The sequence below is a fragment of the Rhizobium leguminosarum genome (genome assembly GCF_010668065.1).
Classification (GTDB): Bacteria; Pseudomonadota; Alphaproteobacteria; order Rhizobiales; family Rhizobiaceae; genus Rhizobium; species Rhizobium leguminosarum_S.
The window spans coordinates 98,968-121,420 of record NZ_WUEN01000010.1; the positions used below are offsets into that span (position 1 = coordinate 98,968).

At 60.5% G+C, this 22,453-nt stretch carries 23 protein-coding genes; 9 read left to right on the forward strand and 14 right to left on the reverse strand.

Features of this window, described 5'->3' with window-relative positions:
- Positions 1–145 precede the first annotated feature (145 nt).
- On the forward strand, positions 146–2,401 hold the full coding sequence (gene parC / locus GR198_RS24500; RefSeq protein ID WP_029872917.1) for a DNA topoisomerase IV subunit A: 2,256 nt from the start codon (positions 146–148) through the stop codon (positions 2,399–2,401).
- Between the two features lie 324 nt (positions 2,402–2,725).
- Positions 2,726–3,184 (forward strand): SRPBCC family protein, encoded by a 459-nt coding sequence (locus GR198_RS24505; protein WP_029872916.1) that lies wholly within the window; start codon positions 2,726–2,728, stop codon positions 3,182–3,184.
- Here GR198_RS24505 and GR198_RS24510 read toward each other — a convergent pair.
- From GR198_RS24510 to hemB, 6 genes are all read right to left on the reverse strand, one after another.
- The gene (locus GR198_RS24510) at positions 3,168–3,563 is read right to left on the reverse strand and encodes a type II toxin-antitoxin system death-on-curing family toxin (RefSeq protein ID WP_029872915.1); all 396 of its coding nucleotides are present in this window, start codon (positions 3,561–3,563) and stop codon (positions 3,168–3,170) included. The two genes, GR198_RS24505 and GR198_RS24510, sit on opposite strands and share 17 nt — an antisense overlap.
- On the reverse strand, positions 3,563–3,784 hold the full coding sequence (locus GR198_RS24515) for an AbrB/MazE/SpoVT family DNA-binding domain-containing protein (protein ID WP_164069721.1): 222 nt from the start codon (positions 3,782–3,784) through the stop codon (positions 3,563–3,565). Before GR198_RS24515 ends, GR198_RS24510 begins: the two co-directional genes overlap by 1 nt.
- Before the next feature lie 59 nt (positions 3,785–3,843).
- On the reverse strand, positions 3,844–4,731 hold the full coding sequence (locus GR198_RS24520; protein ID WP_029872913.1) for a DMT family transporter: 888 nt from the start codon (positions 4,729–4,731) through the stop codon (positions 3,844–3,846).
- Positions 4,732–5,508 (reverse strand): arginyltransferase, encoded by a 777-nt coding sequence (locus GR198_RS24525; protein WP_029872912.1) that lies wholly within the window; start codon positions 5,506–5,508, stop codon positions 4,732–4,734.
- Positions 5,509–5,711: 203 nt separating this feature from the next.
- Positions 5,712–6,170: an RDD family protein gene (locus GR198_RS24530; protein ID WP_003547150.1), complete on the reverse strand. Its 459-nt coding sequence runs from the start codon at positions 6,168–6,170 to the stop codon at positions 5,712–5,714.
- Between the two features lie 100 nt (positions 6,171–6,270).
- Entirely contained in the window at positions 6,271–7,284 is a 1,014-nt protein-coding gene (gene hemB / locus GR198_RS24535; protein ID WP_029872911.1) for a porphobilinogen synthase, read from the reverse strand.
- A 233-nt stretch (positions 7,285–7,517) separates the two neighbouring features.
- On the opposite strand from hemB, the gene GR198_RS24540 reads away from it, so the two are divergent.
- The 7 genes from GR198_RS24540 (at position 7,518) to GR198_RS24570 (ending at position 14,295) form a co-directional block, all read left to right on the forward strand.
- Positions 7,518–7,955, forward strand: a complete 438-nt coding sequence (locus GR198_RS24540) for a DUF6163 family protein (protein ID WP_025394019.1) — start codon at positions 7,518–7,520, stop codon at positions 7,953–7,955.
- A 128-nt stretch (positions 7,956–8,083) separates the two neighbouring features.
- Positions 8,084–8,599 (forward strand): transcriptional regulator LdtR, encoded by a 516-nt coding sequence (ldtR, locus tag GR198_RS24545; RefSeq protein ID WP_003547156.1) that lies wholly within the window; start codon positions 8,084–8,086, stop codon positions 8,597–8,599.
- Positions 8,600–9,043: 444 nt separating this feature from the next.
- Positions 9,044–10,345 (forward strand): L,D-transpeptidase family protein, encoded by a 1,302-nt coding sequence (locus tag GR198_RS24550; protein WP_012756884.1) that lies wholly within the window; start codon positions 9,044–9,046, stop codon positions 10,343–10,345.
- Positions 10,346–10,562: 217 nt separating this feature from the next.
- Complete coding sequence (gene glyA / locus GR198_RS24555) at positions 10,563–11,861, forward strand: serine hydroxymethyltransferase (protein WP_164069722.1); 1,299 nt, start codon at positions 10,563–10,565, stop codon at positions 11,859–11,861.
- Between the two features lie 8 nt (positions 11,862–11,869).
- Entirely contained in the window at positions 11,870–12,346 is a 477-nt protein-coding gene (gene nrdR / locus GR198_RS24560) for a transcriptional regulator NrdR (RefSeq protein ID WP_003547190.1), read from the forward strand.
- 3 nt (positions 12,347–12,349) lie between these two features.
- Entirely contained in the window at positions 12,350–13,684 is a 1,335-nt protein-coding gene (ribD, locus tag GR198_RS24565; protein ID WP_029872909.1) for a bifunctional diaminohydroxyphosphoribosylaminopyrimidine deaminase/5-amino-6-(5-phosphoribosylamino)uracil reductase RibD, read from the forward strand.
- Positions 13,684–14,295, forward strand: a complete 612-nt coding sequence (locus GR198_RS24570) for a riboflavin synthase (protein ID WP_026158618.1) — start codon at positions 13,684–13,686, stop codon at positions 14,293–14,295. Before ribD ends, GR198_RS24570 begins: the two co-directional genes overlap by 1 nt.
- 121 nt (positions 14,296–14,416) lie before the next feature.
- Here GR198_RS24570 and rfbA read toward each other — a convergent pair whose 3' ends face one another.
- The 8 genes from rfbA to GR198_RS24610 form a co-directional block, all read right to left on the reverse strand.
- Positions 14,417–15,286, reverse strand: coding sequence for a glucose-1-phosphate thymidylyltransferase RfbA (gene rfbA / locus GR198_RS24575; RefSeq protein ID WP_026158619.1), 870 nt, complete (start codon positions 15,284–15,286; stop codon positions 14,417–14,419).
- Between the two features lie 10 nt (positions 15,287–15,296).
- Positions 15,297–16,184: a dTDP-4-dehydrorhamnose reductase gene (gene rfbD, locus GR198_RS24580; protein WP_029872908.1), complete on the reverse strand. Its 888-nt coding sequence runs from the start codon at positions 16,182–16,184 to the stop codon at positions 15,297–15,299.
- A 3-nt stretch (positions 16,185–16,187) separates the two neighbouring features.
- Positions 16,188–17,243 carry a dTDP-glucose 4,6-dehydratase gene (gene rfbB / locus GR198_RS24585; protein WP_029872907.1) on the reverse strand — a complete coding sequence of 352 codons (1,056 nt, stop codon included), beginning with the start codon at positions 17,241–17,243 and terminating at the stop codon, positions 16,188–16,190.
- 5 nt (positions 17,244–17,248) lie between these two features.
- The gene (rfbC, locus tag GR198_RS24590; protein ID WP_029872906.1) at positions 17,249–17,827 is read right to left on the reverse strand and encodes a dTDP-4-dehydrorhamnose 3,5-epimerase; all 579 of its coding nucleotides are present in this window, start codon (positions 17,825–17,827) and stop codon (positions 17,249–17,251) included.
- A 24-nt stretch (positions 17,828–17,851) separates the two neighbouring features.
- Positions 17,852–19,819 carry a hypothetical protein gene (locus GR198_RS24595; RefSeq protein WP_029872905.1) on the reverse strand — a complete coding sequence of 656 codons (1,968 nt, stop codon included), beginning with the start codon at positions 19,817–19,819 and terminating at the stop codon, positions 17,852–17,854.
- Positions 19,820–20,171: 352 nt separating this feature from the next.
- Positions 20,172–20,978, reverse strand: coding sequence for a hypothetical protein (locus GR198_RS24600; RefSeq protein WP_017959873.1), 807 nt, complete (start codon positions 20,976–20,978; stop codon positions 20,172–20,174).
- A gap of 310 nt (positions 20,979–21,288) precedes the next feature.
- Positions 21,289–21,804, reverse strand: coding sequence for a GNAT family N-acetyltransferase (locus GR198_RS24605; RefSeq protein WP_029872904.1), 516 nt, complete (start codon positions 21,802–21,804; stop codon positions 21,289–21,291).
- A 26-nt stretch (positions 21,805–21,830) separates the two neighbouring features.
- Positions 21,831–22,349: a cupin domain-containing protein gene (locus tag GR198_RS24610; RefSeq protein WP_029872903.1), complete on the reverse strand. Its 519-nt coding sequence runs from the start codon at positions 22,347–22,349 to the stop codon at positions 21,831–21,833.
- Positions 22,350–22,453: the final 104 nt, after the last annotated feature.

Sequence of the window (22,453 nt, forward strand, 5' to 3'; positions counted from 1 at the left end):
ATTTTTGTTGAGAGGAACGGCAAACGAAGTCCAAATTGCGGCGGAGCGTTTGTCTCATCCTTTGATGTCGGTCCGAAGACTTCATCCACAGCTGCAATGGCCCCGATTCCTTGCCCGCCGGCCTCTTCTGAGCTAGTCAGAACCTATGGGACAAGAGATTTTGCCGCCTTCAGGCGGAGACGACGATCACATCCAACCGGTCGACCTCAAGGCGGCGCTCGAGCAGCGTTACCTTGCCTATGCGCTGTCGACCATCATGCACCGCGCCCTGCCTGATGTGCGCGACGGGCTGAAGCCCGTCCATCGCCGCATCGTCTACGCGATGAACGAGATGGGGCTGAGGCCGAACTCGGCCTTCAGGAAATGCGCCAAGATCGTCGGCGAGGTGATGGGTAACTACCATCCGCACGGCGACCAATCGATCTACGACGCGCTTGCCCGTCTCGCCCAGGATTTCTCGCAGCGCTACACGCTGGTCAACGGCCAGGGCAATTTCGGCAATATCGACGGCGATAGCCCCGCCGCCATGCGTTACACCGAATCGAAGATGACGGCGGTCTCCGAACTGCTGCTCGAAGGCATCGATCAGGATGCCGTCGATTTCCGCGACACTTACGACGAATCGAATTCCGAGCCGGTCGTCCTCCCCGGCGCCTTCCCGAACCTGCTCGCCAACGGCTCCTCCGGCATCGCCGTCGGCATGGCGACCTCAATCCCGTCGCACAATGCCCACGAGCTTTGCGATGCCGCCCTGCATCTGATCAAACATCCAGATGCGACCGTCGAAAAGCTCGTCGAATTCATTCCCGGCCCGGATTTCCCCACCGGCGGCATCATCATCGACAACCGCGAAAGCATCATAGAGAGCTACCGCACCGGCCGCGGCGGTTTCCGCGTGCGGGCGAAATGGCAGACGGAAGATCTTGGCCGCGGCGGTTACCAGATCGTCATCACCGAAATTCCCTTCCAGGTGCAGAAATCGCGGCTGATCGAGAAGATCGCCGAGCTGCTGATCGCCCGCAAGCTGCCGCTGCTGGAAGATATCCGCGACGAATCGGCCGAAGACATTCGTGTCGTGCTGGTGCCGAAGACCCGCAGCGTCGATCCGACGATCCTGATGGAATCGATGTTCAAGTTGACGGAGCTCGAAAGCCGCTTCCCGCTCAACATGAACGTGCTCTCCATGGGCCGCATCCCGCGGGTCATGGCGCTGAACGAGGTGTTGAAGGAGTGGCTGGACCACCGCCGCGAAGTTCTGCAGCGCCGCTCGCGCTTCCGTCTGGCGGCGATCGACAGACGCCTCGAAATCCTCAGCGGCTTGCTGGTCGCCTACCTCAACATCGATGAGGTCATCCGCATCATCCGCGAAGAGGACGAGCCGAAGCCGGTGATGATGGCGCGCTGGGATCTCACCGACAATCAGGTCGAGGCGATCCTCAATATGCGGTTGCGCGCCTTGCGCAAGCTGGAAGAGTTCGAGATCCGCAAGGAATTCGACGAACTCACGAAGGAAAAGGGCGAGATCGAGACGCTGCTTTCCTCCGACGACAAGCAGTGGCAGACGGTCGCCTGGGAAATCGGCGAAGTGAAGAAGAAATTCGCCAAGGCGACCGAGATCGGCCGCCGCCGCACCCAGTTTGCCGACGCGCCCGAGACCGACGAGGAAGCGATCCAGCAGGCGATGATCGAGAAGGAACCGATCACCGTCGTCATTTCCGAAAAGGGCTGGATCCGCGCGCTGAAGGGCCATATCGCCGATACGGCGGCGCTGACCTTCAAGGAAGGCGACGGCTTGAAGATCGCCTTCCCGGCGCAAACCACGGAGAAGATCCTGATCGTCACCACCGGCGGCAAGGCCTTCACGCTCGGCGGCGACAAGCTGCCGGGCGGCCGCGGCCACGGCGAGCCGCTGCGTATCATCGTCGATATGGATAACGACCAGGCGGTGCTGACCGCTTTCGTCCATGATCCCTCGCGCAAGCAGCTGATCGTCTCGACCGCCGGCAACGGCTTCGTCGTTCCGGAGGCCGAGCTGGTCGCCAATACCCGCAAGGGCAAGCAGATCATGAATGTCGGGCTGCCCGAGGAAACGCAGCTGCTCGTGCCCGTCAGCGGCGACCATGTCGCCGTCGTCGGCGAAAACCGGAAGCTGCTGGTCTTCCCGCTGGCGCAGGTGCCGGAAATGTCGCGCGGCAAGGGCGTGCGTCTGCAGCGTTACAAGGATGGTGGCATTTCCGACGTCCGCTGCTTCGCGATATCAGACGGCCTCGTCTGGGAAGACAGCGCCGGCCGCACCTTCACGAAGAACAAGGACGAGCTCGCCGAGTGGCTGGCCGATCGCGCCACCGCCGGTCGCACCGTGCCGAAGGGTTTCCCGCGTAGCGGCAAATTCGCCGGCTAGAACAGGATGATTTTAGGCCTGTTCGGCCTAAAATCTGAATCCTGTTCTAATTTAAATAGTTAGAGCATGATGTCGTCCGAAAACCGTTCACACTTTTCGGCATCATGCTCTGAGGCACGACAGCGCCGCGCGTCTTTTCAGACGCGCAAGGGGCATTGTAAAACTTAGATGCAGTAAATTCCGCGCCCGACTCTTGGCGGGCGCGACAATTCCTCTATCTCAATCCTGTTAGCAAAAATATGAGCAGGCCGGCTCCGGAGGCGGACGGAATGGCCGCAGGCCGCGCACGGGAGGAGTGTGCGCGCCGTTACCGGAGGAAAATCGATGCCCGCCAGCACCATCAAACTGCATGTCAGCCACACCTATAGGATGCCGCCCGCCGTCGTCTACGACGCCTGGCTCAACCCCGAAATCGCCCGCCGCTTCCTGTTTGCGACCGATGACGGTCACGTCATCCGCGCCGATATCGATCCGCGTGTCGGCGGCCGTTTCTTCGTCGTCGACCGCCGCCCGACCGGCGACGCCTTTCATCAGGGCGTTTTCCTGGAGCTGAAGCGCCCGCAACGCATGGTCTTCAGCTTTTCCGTCGAGGAGCACGACCACAATTGCGACCGTGTCGAAATCAACATCGAGCCTCTTGGCGGCGGCAGCCGTTTGACGCTGACCCACGAAATGTGCGCCGAATGGGCCGAGCACGAGGAAAAGACCCGGCAAGGCTGGGCGCATGTGGTCGAGGGGCTTGGCAGGGAACTGGAGCAGCAGCAGTTCAAGGCGACGGGTTGAGCGGTAGGCTGAAATCCCGCAGGAAGCGGGTCGCACCTTCTTCGTCGATCTCGCCGGCGGCTACCGCAAGAACGAAAGCGTAGAGATTGGCATCGGTCGTTTCGATCTCGTAGCCATTTTCGAGAAGGAACACAGCGGCGATTACGATCGCGATCCGCTTGTTGCCGTCGACGAATGCACGGTTGCGGGCAAGACCGAAAAGATAGGCGGCGGCGAGTTCGATGACGCCGTCGCAGCCGTAATTTGCCTTGTGTACAGGCCGGCCGAGAGCAGATTCCAACGCGCCTTCGTCACGCAGTCCTGCGAGACCGCCGAAGCGCTCGATCTGCATTTTTTGCAGGCTCTCCGCCAATGGTCTCGTCAGGAATTTGAAGGCCATTATTCGGCCAGCTTTTTCAAGGCGACCTTATACTTGTCCATGAAATATCGCGCCGCCTCGAGCTGACGAGACAAATCCTCATCGGCCGGCTTCAAAGTGATGCCGCCGTTTTCGATCTGCAACTCCAGTGAATCGCCAGCCTTCAATCCAAGACGGTCGAGAACTCCCTTGGGAACGAAAATACCCTCGGAATTGCCGATCTTGCGGATTGTGACGTTCATCGCTTCATCCTCTGTGTGGTAACGGAGTTATAACATGAGGTAGAGCAGGCGACGACGTCCTAGCCTGCCATTTGAACGATGCTTTTCCTCCGCACGATCCAGACGGAATGGCCTGCGATCGCCGCCACCAGGATGCCGCCGCCGACCAGCGTCATCGGCGCCGGCGTTTCCGCAAAGATCAGCCACACCCAGATCGGCGCGAGCACGGTTTCGAGCAGGTAGAACATGCCCACCTCCGGCGCGGAGAGGTAACGCGGCCCGGTTGCCAGGCACCAGAAGGCAAGCGGCATCATCACCGCGCCGTTGAAGAGGATCCAGGCCGGATGCTCGATCGAAAAGCCGCCTGCCGGCATGACCGAGATCAGGCCGACCGCCGCCGGCAGCACCGTCGAAAGCAGCGAGACGAAGCCCATCTCCCGGCGGGATGCGCGACTGATGGTGATGGCGGCGGCAATGATGAAGGCGGTGAGAAGCGCCATCGTATCGCCGAAGAGATGGCCGCCCGAAAGCCCGTCCCGCACGATCAGGCCGACGCCGAAGATCATCGCCGCCATGGCGATCAGCGTTGCCGGCGCCGGCCGCTCCTTGAGGAAAATCCAGGAAAGAAGCGCGGCGAACATCGGATTGAAAGCGACGATGAAAACGACATTGGCCGTCGACGTGTTGAAAACGGCGAGAAGGAAGACCACCGTCGTCAGGCCGTAAAGCAGACCGGTGACGAGGCCCGGCCAACCCGGCACCAGCAGCGGCCAGCGCCCATTGGCGATCCTGAGCACTGTGGCGACCAGAAGCGTCACGATAAGGGTCGCGATGCTTCTCGCGGCCAGGATCGACCACAGCTCGCCGTCGGCGAGCCTCATCAGCGGGATATCCACGGAAAGCGCCAGCCCGCCGATCGCCGTCAGCAGCAGGCCCTTCCGATGGTCGGAAAGAGCGGTGGGGAACATTCAGTCGTGGGTGCTCTCGGGCATGGATGAGGGATCGAAGCGTTCCCAGCCGCGCGGGGTCAGATGCTCCTGCGGCTGGAAGCGCGTCTTGTAGTCCATTTTCCGCGACCCTTGAACCCAGTAGCCGAGGTAGACATGCGGCAGTCCCAGCGCTTTCGTGCGCCGGACATGGTCGAGAATCATGAAGGTGCCGAGCGAACGCCGCTCCAGGGCCGGATTGAAATAGGAATAGACCATCGACAGCCCGTCGCTCATCGTGTCGGTGAGGGCGGCGGCAAGCAGTTCGCCCTTCGGACGCTGCTCCAGTCCCGAGCCTTCCTCACGCCGGCGGTATTCGATGATTCTCGTATTCACATGCGTGTCTTCCACCATGATGGCATAATCGAGCACGGTCATGTCGGACATGCCGCCCTGCTGGTGGCGAAAATCGAGATAGCGTCGGAAGAGCGAATATTGCTCGCTGGAAGGCTGGGCTGCGAATTCGGTGGCGATGACGTCCGAATTGGCGGCAAGCACCCGTTTCATCGATTTCGCCGGCTCGAATTCCTGGGCGAGAATTCGCACGGAAACGCAGGCGCGACAAGATTCGCAGGCCGGGCGATAGGCGATGTTCTGCGAGCGGCGGAAACCGCCCTGCGTCAGGATGTCGTTCATCTCGGCGGCGCGCGGGCCGACCAGATGGGTGAACACCTTGCGCTCCATCTCATGCGGCAGGTACGGACACGCAGCCGGAGCCGTCAGATAAAACTGCGGTGATGGCGTCGTCTGCGTATTCATTTGTCGCGGAAATTTCCTTGTCGAGACCGTGCCGTTTCCTGACAGCATGACCTAAGAATAAAAAACGTCAACAGCGGGGCGCTTTTCGCCCTTCATATCAGTCTTCTAATTTTAGATATGGAGCACCGGCGCCCGTCGGCAAAGAGAAGGCGGAGACTTTATTTGGTCTCCGCCACGTCAGTTTGAGCCTCTCAGCTAAAGTCTCAGGCTGTACGCACCGTCGCCGTGCCGACCAGCAGGTCGTGAACGAGACGGCTGCGTTCGATGAACAGACCGGCAAGCAGGATGAGCGGCGTCAGCACCGAGTTGAGGATCCAGAATAGTGCCAGATGCACGATCGCCGTCATGAAATCCATCGGCCGTCCATCGACGCGCACGATCGCGATCCCCATGGCGCGCATGCCGAGCGAGGCCTGGCTCGGCCCGCCCACCGTCAGGCCGAAGTAAATGCCGGCGACGATGACGAAGAGGGCAGGGTAGAGAAAGAAGCCGAGCCCCAGCGTGACGATCGACAGGAAGAACAGCACGATCGCCGCGGGAATGCAGAGCAGCGCCACGATGACATAGTCGAGAATGAAGGCGAAGACCCGGCGGCTCAACACGCCGCTATAGGCGCGCCAGTCCTCCGGTGCGGCATAAAGCGGATTGGGGTTGTAGCTCATCTCAATCTCCTGCGGAAAAACGATGCCGCTGATATGGTATCGGCAGGGCAAAATGCAATATTTGCTCTAGATTCGGATGATTTTGGGCCGGTTCGGCCGATCACTGCTTTGCGAGAGTTTTCGCCACTTCGACCGCGAAATAGGTGAGGACACCGTCGCATCCCGCCCGCTTGAACGACAGCAGCGTTTCGAGCATCGCTCGCTCGCCATCGATCCAGCCATTCATCGCCGCCGCCTTGATCTGCGTATATTCGCCGGAAACCTGGTAGGCGAAGGTCGGCAGGCCAAAGGCCTCCTTCATCCGCCAGCAGATATCGAGATAGGGCAGGCCGGGCTTGACCATCAGCATGTCGGCGCCTTCCTCGACGTCGAGGGCAGCGTCGCGGATCGCCTCGGTGCCGTTGGCGGGGTCGATATAATAGGTCTTCTTGTCGCCTTTCAGCAGCCCGCCCGTCGAGATCGCCTCGCGATAGGGACCGTAGAAGGCGGAGGCGAATTTCGTCGCATAGCTCATGATGCCGACGCTCTGGTGGCCGGCTGCATCGAGCGCCATGCGGATCGCGCCGATGCGTCCGTCCATCATTTCCGACGGCGCGATGATGTCGGCGCCGGCATCTGCCTGCATCACGGCGGCGCGCGCCACCTGGTCGACCGTCTCGTCATTGACGATCTCGCCGCCCCTCAGAATGCCGTCATGGCCGTGGCTGGTGAAGGGATCGAGCGCGACATCGGTAATGATGCCGATATTAGGCACCGCCTTCTTGATCGCCGCCGTCGCCTGATTGATCAGGTTGTTAGCCTCGAGGCTGTTCGAGCCGGTCTCGTCGCGCAGCTCCATCTCGATATTCGGAAAGGTGGCAAGGGCCGGAATGCCGAGGCCGGCCGCTTCGCGCGCGGCCTCGACGGCCTTGTCGATGCTCATCCGGTTGACGCCGGGCATGGCCGGGATCGGATCGACGATGCCTGAACCCGGCACGATGAAGATCGGCCAGATCAGGTCATCGACCGTCAGCCGGTTCTCCTGCACCAGCCGGCGGGTCCAATCCGCCTTGCGGTTGCGCCGCATGCGGCGATGGCCGGTGATGTCGTCGACGAGATGCGTCCTGTCCTGCATGATATCTATCCCTGGCCCATTCCATTTATCGGAGCGCTCATTATCATGGCGCCTGGAAAATCCAAACCGGACGATTGGCCGCGGCGGAAGAACCTCTGGCGCATGATGCCGACAATCGGAATCGATTTTTCGGGGGTATGCGCAAACTCAAAGTGATAAAGCGTTCTTCAGCGCGTCTTGTCAGACACGCAGCGTTCTTTATGAAGATGCAACCCCAAACCGATGTCTGCGCTATGGAAACCGAATCCCCGACGATACCGAAACGCACACTGGCGGATATCCTCTTCATTCTCTTCCTGAGACTGGTTGCCTTATCCTGCTTCTGGTTCGGCCTGCAATATTGGGCGATGCTCGTCGGCTATTCGTTGGTCGGCGCCGGCCGCTTCGATCTTTTGAGCCTGCCGTGGAAGGTGGCGAGCACCAGCCTCGCCGTGCTCTTCCCCGTCGCCTCCCTCGGCCTCTGGCTCACCGTCTCCTGGGGACCGGTCATCTGGGTGTTGGCCGCCGGCGGACAAATCCTCATGTATGGCCTGCTGCCGGATATTTTCGGCCCCAACCAGCTGATCATCCTGCTGCATGTCATCGTCGCCGTGGTTTACCTGATTTTCCGCCTGCTGCTCTGGCTGGAAAAGCGCCGGCATCGCCGCCAGGTAAGTGTTGATTTACCCTGAGACAACGTGGAGTTACCGGTAAGGCTCCGTTAAGCCTGCGGTTTAAGTCGAATTTTATATGTATTCGATAGGGTCTCACTCAAGGCGGGAAGAAAACACACCGCCAAACAAACAGTGAGGCAGTTAATATGAACACGAAAATCAAGCCGCAGGCGGTATCGACCTTCCGTGACCAGCAGGACCACGACATCCGTGATCTTTACATGGAATCCCTTCATCTCGTTGAACGTCTGCACCGTCGTCTTCTCGACGTCATCAAGGACGAATTCGACCGCCAGGGTCGCAGCGATGTCAACGCCATCCAGGCGCTGCTCCTTTTCAACATCGGCAATTCCGAGCTGACCGCCGGCGAGCTGCGCTCGCGTGGCTACTATCTCGGCTCCAACGTCTCCTACAACGTCAAGAAGCTGGTCGATCTCGGTTTCATCAACCACCAGCGCTCACGCATCGACCGCCGCTCGGTCCGCATCAGCCTGACCGAAACCGGCCAGGACATCGCCGAAACGGTGGCCAAACTCTACGAACGCCACATCGCCTCGATCGATAAGGTCGGCGGCATCGGCACCGACGAGTTCACCCAGATGAACAAACTGCTCCAGCGCCTGGACCGTTTCTGGAACGACCAGATCCTGTATCGCCTCTAAGACCCCTGACCTCCTTCCAGGGTTGCAGAAAATCGGACGTGTCCCTGCACGTCCGATTTGCCGTTTGCCCTCGCGTGGCATCTTTGCAACGCAGGGCAGGCCAAGCGTTCTCGCGTGTATTCAAGCCGTTTTTTAGCCGTTATTAACCGGCACGCTTTACCCCGTCATATGGTTCGTTGCGTCCTGTTTCCGGCAGTCGGCAAGTCCGTCTTCGGGCCCGGCAACACGAATTGGCCATATTGGTGTGGCAGCGGAAGGCTAACAACCGGCGCTTTCAATAGACCGATCAGGACTGTTCAGGCTGCCGCATCGCAATCTTGTGATGGGGCAAGCAGAATTTTTCGGTGCGCCGGGACAACGAATGGACTGGGATCTGCGTTAAAGCGCAGTGATATCGCAAAAGGCCGCAGATTCTCCTTATAGCGGCATTCAGTGGTTGGGACTATGTCGAAGAAAAACGGAATTGAAGCTCTCTCGCGTCGCGCCTTCCTTGCGTCCGCGGCAACGGTTGGCGCCAGCGCGCTTGCCGCGCCGGCATTCGCGCAATCGGCGCTCGATACGCTGATCAATGCGCCGCGCCGCGGCAACTGGGACGACCAGTTCGACGCCAAGGCGGCTTCGCGCACGGCGACCGCCATGGTTTCCAACACGCCGATCCTCGGGCCCCAATCGGTCGCGAGCGCCCAGCAGGCGATCATGCAGTATCAGCAGATCGCGGCAGCCGGCGGCTGGCCTGAGGTCAATCCCGGTGACCAGCGCCTGCAGCTCGGCGTCAGCTCTCCCGCCGTCCAGGCGCTGCGCCAGCGCCTTGCGATCACCGGCGATCTGCCGCGCGAGGCCGGCCTGTCCAACGCTTTCGATTCCTATGTCGACGGCGCCGTCAAGCGCTTCCAGGCGCGTCACGGCCTGCCGGCCGATGGCGTTCTCGGCGAATTCACGCTGAAGGCGATGAACATCCCCGCCGATGTCCGCCTGCAGCAGCTGAACACCAATGTCGTCCGTTTGCAGACCTTCCCTGAAGACTTGGGCCGCCGTCACCTGATGGTCAACATCCCGGCCGCCTATGTGGAGGCTGTCGAAGACGGCAGTGTCGCGACGCGTCATACCGCGGTTGTCGGTCGCTTGAGCCGCCCGACGCATCTCGTCAATTCGAAGATCTACGAGGTCATCCTCAATCCCTATTGGACGGCACCGCGCTCGATCGTCGAGAAAGACATCATGCCGTTGATGCGCAAGGATCCGACCTATCTCGAAAAGAATGCCATTCGTCTGCTCGACGGCAAGGGCAACGAAGTCGCCCCCGAGACCATCGACTGGAACGGCGAGGCGCCGAACCTGATGTTCCGTCAGGACCCCGGCAAGACCAACGCCATGGCATCGACGAAGATCAACTTCTACAACAAGAACGGCGAGTATATGCACGACACGCCGCAGCAGGGCCTGTTCAACAAGCTCATGCGCTTTGAATCTTCGGGCTGCGTCCGCGTTCAGAACGTGCGCGACTTGTCGAACTGGCTGCTGCGCGAGACTCCCGGCTGGAACCGCCAGCAGATGGAGCAGGTGATCGCAACCGGCGTCAACACGCCGGTCAAACTCGCCACGGAAGTTCCGGTCTATTTCGTCTACATTTCCGCTTGGGGCATGCCCGACGGCATTGTCCAGTTCCGCGACGACATCTATCAGATGGACGGCAATGCCGAGCTGGCGCTCGACACCACGGCCGGCATGGAACAGCCGGTTCAGTAATAAGCGGCGACTTTTGCATCGTGATTGAAAACCGCGCTTTCCGGCGCGGTTTTTTATGTTCAGACAGGCGCTACCTGGTATAGGCGCCAGGCTTCGGCGTCGTACGACCGTAAAAGAGCGGGCGCGCGCGCTTTGCTCAGCAAATGTCGTTCTCCGTATTGCCCTCGCCACGGCGGAAGGCTAATACCTCAGCGCATTCCAGTTGAGGAGCCCGCCGATGACCAATGCTTCCACCGAATCCTTCTTCAATCGCTCGCTTGCGGACGTCGATCCGGACATTTTCGGCGCGATCGGAAAGGAACTCGGTCGCCAACGGCACGAGATCGAACTGATCGCTTCTGAGAACATCGTCTCCCGCGCCGTGCTGGAAGCCCAGGGCTCCATCATGACCAACAAATATGCCGAGGGTTATCCCGGCAAGCGTTATTACGGCGGCTGCCAGTTCGTCGATATCGCTGAGGAACTGGCGATCGAGCGCGCCAAGAAGCTGTTCGGCGTCAATTTCGCCAACGTCCAGCCGAATTCCGGCTCGCAGATGAACCAGGCCGTATTCCTGGCGCTGCTGCAGCCCGGCGATACCTTCATGGGGCTCGACCTGAATTCGGGCGGCCACCTTACGCATGGTTCGCCGGTCAACATGTCCGGCAAGTGGTTCAATGTCGTCTCCTACGGCGTGCGCGAAGGCGATAACCTCCTCGACATGGATGAAGTCGCCCGCAAGGCCGAGGAAACCAAGCCGAAGCTCATCATCGCCGGCGGCACTGCCTATTCCCGCATCTGGGACTGGAAGCGCTTCCGCGAGATCGCCGACTCGGTTGGCGCCTACCTGATGGTCGACATGGCCCACATCGCCGGCCTTGTCGCCGGTGGCGTTCATCCGTCACCGTTCCCGCATTGCCATGTCGCGACGACGACGACCCACAAGTCGCTGCGCGGCCCGCGCGGCGGCGTCATCCTCACCAATGACGAGGATCTGGCGAAGAAGTTCAATTCGGCTGTCTTCCCCGGTCTGCAGGGCGGCCCGCTGATGCACATTATCGCTGCCAAGGCTGTTGCCTTCGGCGAGGCGCTGCAGCCGGAATTCAAGGAATACGCCGCACAGGTCGTCAAGAATGCCAAGGCACTGGCTGAAACGCTTGTCGCCGGCGGCCTCGATGTCGTCTCCGGCGGCACCGACAACCACCTGATGCTGGTCGACCTGCGCAAGAAGAATGCCACCGGCAAGCGCGCTGAGGCAGCGCTTGGCCGCGCCTACGTCACCTGCAACAAGAACGGCATTCCCTTCGATCCGGAAAAGCCCTTCGTCACTTCGGGTGTACGGCTCGGCGCGCCGGCCGGCACCACCCGCGGCTTCAAGGAAGCGGAATTCCGCGAGATCGGCAATCTCATCGTCGAGGTCCTCGACGGTCTGAAGGTCGCCAATTCCGATGAAGGCAACGCCGCCGTCGAAGCCGCTGTGCGCGGCAAGGTGGTCAGCCTCACCGACCGCTTCCCCCTGTACGGCTACATGGGATAGGAGTAGGGATGCGCTGCCCCTATTGCGGTTCGGAAGATACTCAGGTCAAGGATTCGCGCCCGGCGGAGGACAACACGTCCATCCGCCGACGGCGCATCTGCCCGGATTGCGGTGGCCGCTTCACCACGTTCGAGCGCGTGCAGCTACGCGAGCTGATGGTCATCAAGAAGACCGGCCGCAAGGTGCCCTTCGACCGCGACAAGCTGGTGCGCTCCTTCGAAGTGGCGCTGCGCAAACGCCCGGTCGAGCGGGATCGTATCGAGCGCGCCGTCTCCGGCATCGTCCGGCGGCTTGAAAGCTCCGGCGAAACCGAGATCTCCTCCGAGCAGATCGGCCTGCAGGTGCTGGAAGCCATGAAAAGCCTCGATGATGTCGGCTTCGTGCGCTACGCCTCCGTCTATCGGGATTTCTCGCTTGCCGAGGATTTCGAGAAAGTCATTTCCGAAATCAACGCCAAGATCGCCCGCGACCCGCTGGACAGGTGAGCCATGAGCATCACGCCGCATGACGAACGTTTCATGGCGGCGGCGATCCGCCTGTCGCGCTGGCATCTCGGCCGCAGCGCCACCAACCCCTCCGTCGGCTGCCTGATCGTCAGGGGCGGTGTCATCGTCGGCCGTGCCGTGACCGCTCTTGGTGGTCGCCCGCATGCCGAGACTCAGGCGCTCGCTGAAGCCGGCGCGCTCGCCCGCGGCGCCACCGCCTATGTGACGCTCGAACCCTGCTCGCACCACGGCAGGACGCCGCCCTGTTCCGAGGCGCTGATCGCCTATGGCGTCGCCCGCGTCGTCATCAGCGTCACCGATCCCGATCCGCGTGTCTCCGGCCGCGGCATCGCGATGCTGCGCGAAGCCGGCATAGAGGTGGATGCCGGCGTGCTGGAGGCGGAGGGCCAGAAGTCGCTTGCCGCCTATCTCACCCGCCAGACGAAGAATCGCCCCTATGTGACTCTCAAGCTTGCCGTTTCCGCCGACGGCATGATCGGCCGCGAAGGGGAGGGGCAGGTAGCGATAACAGGCTCGGAGGCCCGCGCCCAGGTGCAGGCGCTGCGCGCCGAAACCGATGCAATCCTGGTCGGCATCGGTACCGCGATTGCGGATGATCCGCTGCTGACTGTGCGGACATCTGGTCTCGAATCGCAATCGCCGATCCGCATCGTCCTCGATCCCTCGCTGGCTTTGCCGCTGACAAGCAAGCTCGTCGCGACGGCGCGGCAAGTGCCGGTCATCGTGGTGGCGAGCGAGGAAACATCGTTGTTAGAGGCGGAGGGGTTACCCCCCTCTGCCCTGCCGGACTACCGGGGTCGAGCCACCGGTCTCGACCCGTCCTTCGGACCCCCCACAGTGGGGGAGATCGGCAAGAGGCGCGGTCCGAATTCCCCCGTTTCTGTTAGCAATAAATCGCCTTCGGTAAATGTAGCGCAGGGCGCTGGCTCCGATCCGATCTCCCCCCTTGTGGGGGAGATGCCCGGCAGGGCAGAGGGGGGTGCCTCACCCGCTGACATGGACTCCCGCCGCGCAGCCCTCGAGGCCGCCGGCGTCGAGGTGCTCTACTGCAATCCCTATCATCCGGAAGTCCTGTTGCCGGCACTCGCGACGCGCGGTATTTCCTCGCTGCTGGTCGAGGGTGGCGCAAAAACGGCGCGGCTTTTCCTTGAGGCTGGCCTCGTCGACCGCATCCAGCTTTATCGGGCGCCTGTTGTCATCGGCGAGCGCGGTATTGAATCCCCGCTTGATGCAACCGACATACCATCGGGTTTTGCCCATAAGGGCACGCTGATGTTCGGCGAAGATCGCCTGGACGAATACGAAAGAGGGCTTTGATGTTCACCGGAATAGTCACCGATATCGGTACGATCGAATCCGTTTCGCCGCTGAAGGAGGGCATAAAGCTCCGCGTTGCGACGAGTTACGACCCGGCGACCATCGATATGGGCGCATCCATCTCTCACTCCGGCATCTGCCTCACCGTCACCGGCCTGCCGCAGGAAGGCAGCAATGGTCGCTGGTTCGAGGTCGAGGCCTGGGAAGAGGCGTTGCGGCTGACGACGATCGGCGCCTGGCAGGAGGGCAGCCGCATCAATCTCGAACGGTCGCTGAAGATCGGTGATGAACTCGGCGGCCACATCGTGTCCGGCCATGTCGACGGCAAGGCGGAAATCCTCTCGGTGACAGCAGAGGGCGACGCCACGCGCTACCGCCTGCGCGCGCCCGAACATCTGGCGAAATTCGTCGCGCCCAAGGGTTCGATTGCACTCGACGGCACCTCGCTGACGGTCAATGCCGTCGACGGCACGGATTTCGACGTGCTGCTCATCCGCCACACGCTCGAGGTCACCACCTGGGGCGATCGCAAGGCCGGCGATTTCGTCAATTTCGAAGTCGACACCATGGCGCGTTACGCCGCCCGGCTGGCGGAATTCCCGAGCACCTGAATCAAAAACCTGTAACGGTTTCCAGGGTCACACCACGACTGTCATGCTGGGCGCGGAACAACATCAGGCTCTCGTCGACGCATCCAACTGCACGTCTGCGACGCGGCGCCGGTCCGATAGCTCACCAATCCGGGGACAGCTTCGTCAGATACTGGCCGTAGGCGCTCTTGCCGAGCTTCTCCGCGAGCTTGGCGAGGTCGTTCTGCGAGATGTAACCCATGCGCCAGGCGACTTCTTCGGGGCAGGCGATCTTGAAGCCCTGGCGTTTCTCCAGCGTGCTGACGAAACCTGCGGCATCGAGCAGGCTGTCCGGCGTGCCAGTGTCGAGCCAGGCATAGCCGCGGCCCATCAGCTCCACGAAAAGCTGCCCGCGCTCGAGATAGGTGCGGTTGACATCGGTGATTTCCAATTCACCGCGCGGTGATGGCTTCAGGTTGGCGGCGATATCGACCACCTGCTGGTCGTAGAAATAGAGGCCGGTCACCGCCCAGTTCGATTTTGGCTTCTTCGGCTTCTCCTCGATCGACAGCGCATTCATCTTTTTGTCAAAGCCGACAACGCCATAGCGTTCCGGATCGGTGACGTGATAGGCGAACACCGTCGCGCCTTCCTCACGACTCGTGCCGGATTTCATGATTTCCGGCAGTCCGTGCCCGTAGAAGATGTTGTCGCCGAGAACGAGTGCCGAGCTTTCGCCGTGCAGGAAGTCGGCGCCGATGATGAAGGCCTGGGCGAGGCCGTCCGGGCTCGGCTGTACGGCATAGGTCAGCGAAATTCCCCATTGCGAGCCGTCGCCGAGAAGGCGCTTGAAGGCTTCGACGTCGTGAGGCGTGGTGATGATCAGAAAATCCCTGATGCCGGCGAGCATCAGCGTCGTCAGCGGATAGTAGATCATCGGCTTGTCGTAGACCGGCATCAACTGTTTCGAGACGGCCTGCGTGATCGGATGCAGACGCGTGCCTGTGCCGCCGGCGAGAATAATCCCCTTCATGCCCAACTCCCTAAAGACCTTTATTCAAAAGGTCCTGCATGACAATCTTCATCGACTGCTTCCAGTCCGGCAGCCGGATTCCATAGATTCTGGCGAGCTTGTCGCCGTTGAGACGTGAATTGGCGGGACGCTTCGCCGGTGTCGGATAGTCCGCCGTCGGGATGCGCTCGACGCCGACGTTTCTGCCGCCGGATTTAGAAAGCTCCGTGAATATCTCTTCGGCGAAGTCCGCCCAGCTTGCCTCGCCGCTGCCGGTCAGGTGAAAAGTGCCGCGGAGCGATGGCTCAGGGTCCGCTACCATACGGGATGCGATCGCAAGAATCGCGTCGGCGATGTCGAGTGCCGAGGTCGGGCATCCTGTCTGATCGGCGACAACGCGAAGATGATCGCGCGTCTCGGAAAGCCGCAGCATCGTTTTCAGGAAGTTGGTGCCAAAGGGCGAATAGACCCAGGCGGTGCGTAAGATGACATGGTTCGGGCTCACCGCCGCGACGGCCTTCTCGCCCGCGAGCTTCGAACGCCCATAGACGGAGATCGGCGCCGTCGCATCCTCTTCGGAATAGGCGGAGGCCTTGTCGCCGCTGAAGACGTAGTCGGTCGAAATGTGGATGACCGGGGCCCCGATCCGCGCGGCAGCCTCGGCAACCGCCCCGGCGCCTGCTGCGTTGACGGAAAAAGCAAGCTCGGGTTCGCTCTCGGCCTTGTCGACCGCCGTACAGGCCGCTGCCGAGACGATCACATCCGGCCGCAGAGCCGAGAAGGCGGCTGCGATGCTTGCAGGATCCGCGAGGTCCATTTCCGGGCGCCCGACCGCGCTGATTTCGACGCCCATTTCGGCGCCACGTCTGAGCAGCGACTGAACGACCTGGCCCTGTTTGCCGGTGACGGCAATGCGCATCGCTTACCGTCCCTTGAAAACGCCGAGGCGTTCGCCGGAGTAGACGTTTTCGCGCAGCGGCCTCCACCACCATTCGTTTTCCAAATACCAGTGCACGGTCTTCTCGATGCCGGTTTCGAAGGTCTCTTGCGCCTTCCAGCCGAGTTCGCTTTCGAGTTTCGAGGCATCGATCGCATAGCGTGCGTCGTGTCCTGGGCGGTCCGTGACGTTGGTGATCAGACGCGCATGCGGTCCCTTGTCGTCGTAGACGCCGTCGAGAATAGCGCAGATGCGATGAACGACATCGATGTTCCTGCGCTCATTGCGGCCGCCCACATTGTATTTTTCGCCGGGGCGCCCTCTGGATGCGATCGTGAAGAGCGCGCGGGCGTGGTCTTCGACATAGAGCCAGTCGCGGACATTCGCGCCATTGCCGTAAACCGGAAGCGGCTTGCCCTCCAGTGCGTTCAGGATCATTAGCGGAATGAGCTTTTCCGGGAAATGGAACGGGCCGTAGTTGTTGGAGCAATTGGAGACAACGACGGGCAGGCCGTAGGTGCGGTGCCAGGCGATCGCCAGATGGTCGCTTGCGGCCTTGGAGGCGGAGTAGGGTGAGGACGGATCATAAGGCGTCGTCTCCTCGAAGAGGCCCTCGTCGCCGAGCGAACCGTAGACCTCGTCCGTCGAGACATGCAGAAAGCGGAAGGCACTCTTGCGGCGAGCGTCAAGCCCATCCCAATACTGCCGTGCGGCATCCAGCAGGCTGAATGTGCCGACGATGTTGGTCTGAATGAAATCGGCCGCGCCCGAGATCGAGCGGTCGACATGGCTCTCGGCCGCGAGATGCATGACGATATCAGGGCGGAAGGACGCGAATGCTTCCTGCATCCTGGCGCGGTCGCAGATGTCGGCCTGCAGGAATTGATAGTTCGGCGCCGATTCGACGGATTTCAGCGATGCCAGATTGCCGGCATAGGTCAGCGCGTCGACATTCAGCACCTCGGCGCCGATCTCGCTGACGAGATGGCGCACCAATGCCGATCCGATGAAGCCCGCTCCGCCCGTGACCAGTATGCGCATCGTGATCAATCCTTGGGATGCTGTGCTGAACAGGTAAAATGGCCTGGCAGATCGGCGAGCCGCGGCAGCGTCTTGTCCTTGTCGGACGATACCATGTCTCTCTCATCGAAGGGCCAGCGGATGCCGATCGCCGGATCGTTCCACGCGATGCCCCGATCATGCTGCGGGCTGTAGGGTGCGGTTACCTTGTAGCTGATGATGCTGTTCGGCTCGAGCGTTGCGAATCCGTGTGCGAAACCGGCCGGTACCCAGAGCTGCATGCCGTTTTCCGGCGAGAGCTCCTGAGAGAGCCATTTGCCGAAGCTCGGCGATCCCTCGCGGATATCGACGACGACATCCATGATCCGGCCGGCAAGGCAGCGCACCAGCTTGCCCTGTGCGAAGGGCGGTATCTGGAAATGCAGCCCTCGGACGGTGCCGGCCTGCGCCGAAAGCGATTCATTGTCCTGGATGAACGTGACGTTGGCCACATTTTCCCGGAACCAGACATCCTTGAATACCTCGGAGAAGTAGCCACGGTGATCGCCGAAGCGTGGCGGCGTGATCGCAACGATGCCCTCGATGGCCGTGGTCTCAATCCGCATGCCGTACCTTTTCTGCGGCCTTCATCAAGCGTCCGCCCTCATGACGCTCATCAGCATGTCCGCCTGCGAGCGGCTCTGCATGGCCGCAAGGCCCTTCGCGGCAATGGCATCGCGCTCGTCGGCATCTGCGATCAGCTTGTAGCAGCGCTCGATCATGTCGTCGTAGGGCTCAATTGCCAAGCCGCCGATGAAAGGCTGGAGGTCCGGATCGCGGATGTCGCCTTCCGTCAGCACGCAAACGCGATTGGCAAGCAGATAGGAAATGCGGACGATCTCGAAGACGCCGCTCGCATAGTGATGGATGTTTATGACGATCTTGGCGCGGGCAATCGCCGCATCACGTTCCGCACCATAGATGTTGAAGAGATGCACGACCTTGAGCCCACCCTCTTCAAGCGTCTTCAGGATGTGGTGGCGGCGCTCGTTCATCGAGCCATAGAAGAGCACGTCTATATCCTTGACGACGGCATGCTGGATCTGGCTCAGGCAACTGTTGTAACCGATTTCGAGCACACCGGCGTGATCGATACCCTTGGCGGCAAGGTTTTCGCGGTTGCGCGGGCTGTAGTCGAGCACCGGCATTGCCCGCAGGATCGACATATAGCGCGAATTGATCCAGATGCTTTCTTCGGACACCTGCTCGAGATTGATGATGACACTGTCCTTCGGCAGATGATCGACGATTTCGGCCGGAAGCAGGTTGCCGCCATAAATGATCGGCGCACGGTCTGCGAACTCGTTCATGTCTCTGACGATCGGTGCAGAGCCACCCAGTTCACGGAAGGCACCCTGCAGACCGAGCGCAACCTCGTCGAAGGCGTGGCTGTGACTGTAATTGGCAGGCGTCACGATCCAGATGCAGTGGCGATCCTTGTGGGCCTGCCATCCGCCGGCAAAGGGCTGAAATGCGTTGCGAAGCGACTGCTCGATCTTTTGGGCGGCGGGTGTCTCGGTACGCACAGCCTGCTGCGGCGCCGGGGCGGCGCCGGAAGCCTGCGGAGCATAGGCACGCATCAGTTCGCGGCCACCCGTGAACTGGCCGCGCGGCATCCAGGCCGGCGGATCATCGGCGAACCAGATAAGGTGCGGCTGCTTGATCAGTGGTTGGCGGCCCTCCTGCCAAGAGGCCAAGTGGGCCTCGTCGGGGCTCTGAAGAAAAGCTTCCTTGGCGGTGAAGAGACCATGCAGCATCCGGCCGAGACGGACACCGAACTTCCACTCGAAATCGGCAGGCGCCGGCACGAAGGCGGCGATCTTCAATCCGGAGGCGGCAGCCTGCTGGACATAGAGCCCGAGCAGACGCTCGATCACGAAGGGGCGCATCGTCGCGTTGGCGTCACGTGAATACTGCGCCGAACCGGCATAGGCAATGCCCGCTGGCGTGCCGCGGCGCGCTTCATTTTCCAGCGATTCCAGAATGCCTTCGCAAAAGGCGAAATATCCGGACCAGAACTTCCTGTTGCCGCAGAAATAGTTGCAGAACATGAAGGCGGTTTTGTCTTGCGGCGGCGCGATCGGATAGCCGAGCTGCTGGATATGCAGGAAGATCGGCTCCATGCCTGGACGGCCGCCAAGCAGCGAATGCTCCCAGACGTTGCTGTAGATCGCGGCGTGGCCGATCAGCGGATTGTAGAGATAGGCGTCCGCACCTTCCGCCCTGGCCTTTTCCGCCTCGGTAACGAAGGATGGGAAGCTCGTGACGGACTTCATCTCGAATTTGCTGGACAGCAGTCCCCAGAACACGTCCTCGCCGAGGCCGATCGCCTCGTGCTGCGCATGCAGGATACGGAAGAGCTCGTATTCGCGGGTCGCAGCCTGCGGGTTGAATGAGATGTCGAGCGGTACGGCAGCCGCGTCGAGCTGGCTGCGCTGCGAAGGGCCGAGATAAGGCTGGTAGATAATGACGGACCCCGTGCCGGCAGCTTTCTCGGTGAGAAGCGCCAGATCAGGAAGACCGGCGGGCAGAGCGGAAACGGGCTGATTGATCGTCAAGGCATCATCCTCAGTGCATGGTCGCCGTCTCCGCGATTCACGAAACGGCATTCGGGCTGGTCTAGGAGCCGACTATTGGACGTGAAGCTTGCGCCACACTGTTTCCAGGACTTTCTCTGGTCAGCCTGGAGGGATTGCAGGAGCTCGACCTATCCGGGGTCGGTTTTCTCTACAGCGCCGCGCGTCTTTTCAGACGCGCAAAGGACGCTGTAGCACTTTGAATCGCTGCATAATTTTGTCCTTAAATCGATTCCGATTTAAGGAATTATGCAGTAGCCAGCTTTGCTCGCTCAGCCGCTTCTGCTGCCAGTATCGCAAAGACTTGCGATACTACGTTTGGGATTGCCTCGGTTTATACGCCGGTTCTATAGACACCATCGTTCGATACGGTAGCCATATCTCCGAACAAGAACCCAGGCAGGTTGTTGCCATAGAGCTCGGCCAACCGCTTGATTAGAAGATAGCTTCCCAGACGCTCCTGGCAAAATGAGATCGCACGTTTCTGCACGGGATCTTCGGCTTGAAACGGTTGATATCGTTTCGCAAATTCAAGAGACGGCGCCACAAGGCGCACAAAAGTATCCAGCCACCAGTCCGTCGGATATGTGCCGAGCTCAATGCCTCCAGGAACCAGAGTGCTGGAATTAAAAAAATGCAAAGCTTCGGCTTGCGGTAAAGTATTTGCTTCGACTGAAAACGCCGTATATCTGAAAAAGTCAACAATATTGTGGCAGCCTGCATAGTGATACGATATGTTATGGAGATTCAATGGACGAGGCAGAAAGAAACTCTCTGAAAAAAACGCCGGATTCTCTGGTCTTGTGATTTCTACTTCTTCTGAAGTTGCTATATTCATGCCGGGATATTCGGGATTCGGCGTTCCGATGTTTAGTCTTGTTAAAAATTTACGATACTGCCAGATGGTAATGTTGCGAGGTTTTACAGTTTCTTCCGAAACGACTTTCGCGATGACTAGCGTTCCCAGCGATCCTGACAATTTCGCGTGAATCTCCTCCGGCTCGCTGAAAAAATCATAGCCGGCAATGACATCCATTCCCTTGTTTTCCAAAGGAGGCTTAGAATTGAGCCATATGATTTTCGCGCCCTCGGGAGGAGGGTAGCTCGGCAAATCCTTATGGCAAACAATGAAAACGGTCATATTTGTGATCAGCCTCTTATGGATGGGGAGTTTCTGCCGGCTGCAATTGCCACGCGGCTCGCCCGTCAATGCTTAGTTGTGTCAAGGTGGCGGACGTCAGGATTCCAAGCGTTTCTGCCTCTTGTCAGCGACTCTAAAGCGCGTTCCTTGCGCGTAGCAGGTGCGAAGCCCGGACCCATCCGGGGATGAAGTCGGGTGCTGCAAGCTGAGGTCGTCGATATCCTTTTGCTTAAGCTTGCAGTTGGCGATATCGGCAAATGTCAGCAAGCCCGCAATGGCGCGCGCTATGTTGCCCGCTTGGTGGAATTCCCTACCGCGAAAACTGAATGATCTCGCCGTTGTACTGCGTACGCGCCGTCTCGCGGAAGCCGAGCTTGGCTGCGACCCGCAGCGAGGCCTGGTTCTCGGGGCTGATGATGCAACTCATCGGTTTTCCGGGGAAATGCCTTTCCGCCCAGCCGATCAGGACGGTCAGCGCCTCGGTGGCATAACCGCGGCCGTGCGCCGAAGGCATCAGCGCCCAGCCGACCTCCATTGTCCCCTCGATCGAGGGTTCCATTTCGCGGCGGGCTTCCAGGAAACCCGCTTCACCGATGAACCGGCCGCTGTCCTTTTCCACGATCGCCAGAAAGCCGAAGCCCATATGGTGCCACATGCCGGCGACACGCAGCATGCGGCTCCAGCTCTGCTCGCGTGTCGACGCCACGCCGGTGATGAAGCGCACGACATCCTCGTCCGCCCAGAGCGCCGCATGCGCATCGAAATCGTCGAGGCGGTGAGGGCGGAGCGTCAGCCGCGCCGTCTCGATGGTTGGTATATCTGTCACGATGGGTCCTTCCTGAAAAGTGCGCTTCAGGCGCCGGGCTCGCCGTCCCAATAATCGAGGTTGGTTTCCGGCCGTCCGATATGGCGGAAGCGGCCGGTTCCTGCACTGTCTGTGTTGGTCTTGGCCCTGTTGGTCTTGGCAAGGAACTTTCCGGAATCGGGGTATTCAACGATCTCCGTCTTCGCCATCGTCGAGATGCCGAGATAGACGAGTGTCGCTGTGCCGGTATTGATGATCTGATGCGCCGTCTCTGGCCCGCCGGCCGGCGCGCCGAGCGTGTCGCCCGCCTTGATCGCATGGCGCTCGTCGCCGAAGCGGTATTCGCCGGCGCCCGCGATCACGTAGAAAAGCTCGTCTTCGACATGGTGATTGTGGAAGGGGCAGCTCGATTTGCCCGATGGCACTTCGTTGTAGCTGATGCCGAGGCCGGCAAGGCCTAGAAGCTTGCCGAACGAGGTGTCGGCGCTTTCATAAAATTCGCCCTGTTTCCAGTGCTCGAGTTGGAGATCGGCGGTATTGATCACCGCTTTTGCTTCCGTCGTCATGATGTCCTCCTGTTGCAGGAGGAGAAACTATCATCGCGCCGGAAAATTCAATGCTTATCTCGGAATTCCCCGGCATGGGCGGAGAGGAGCCCGCCGCCCATGCT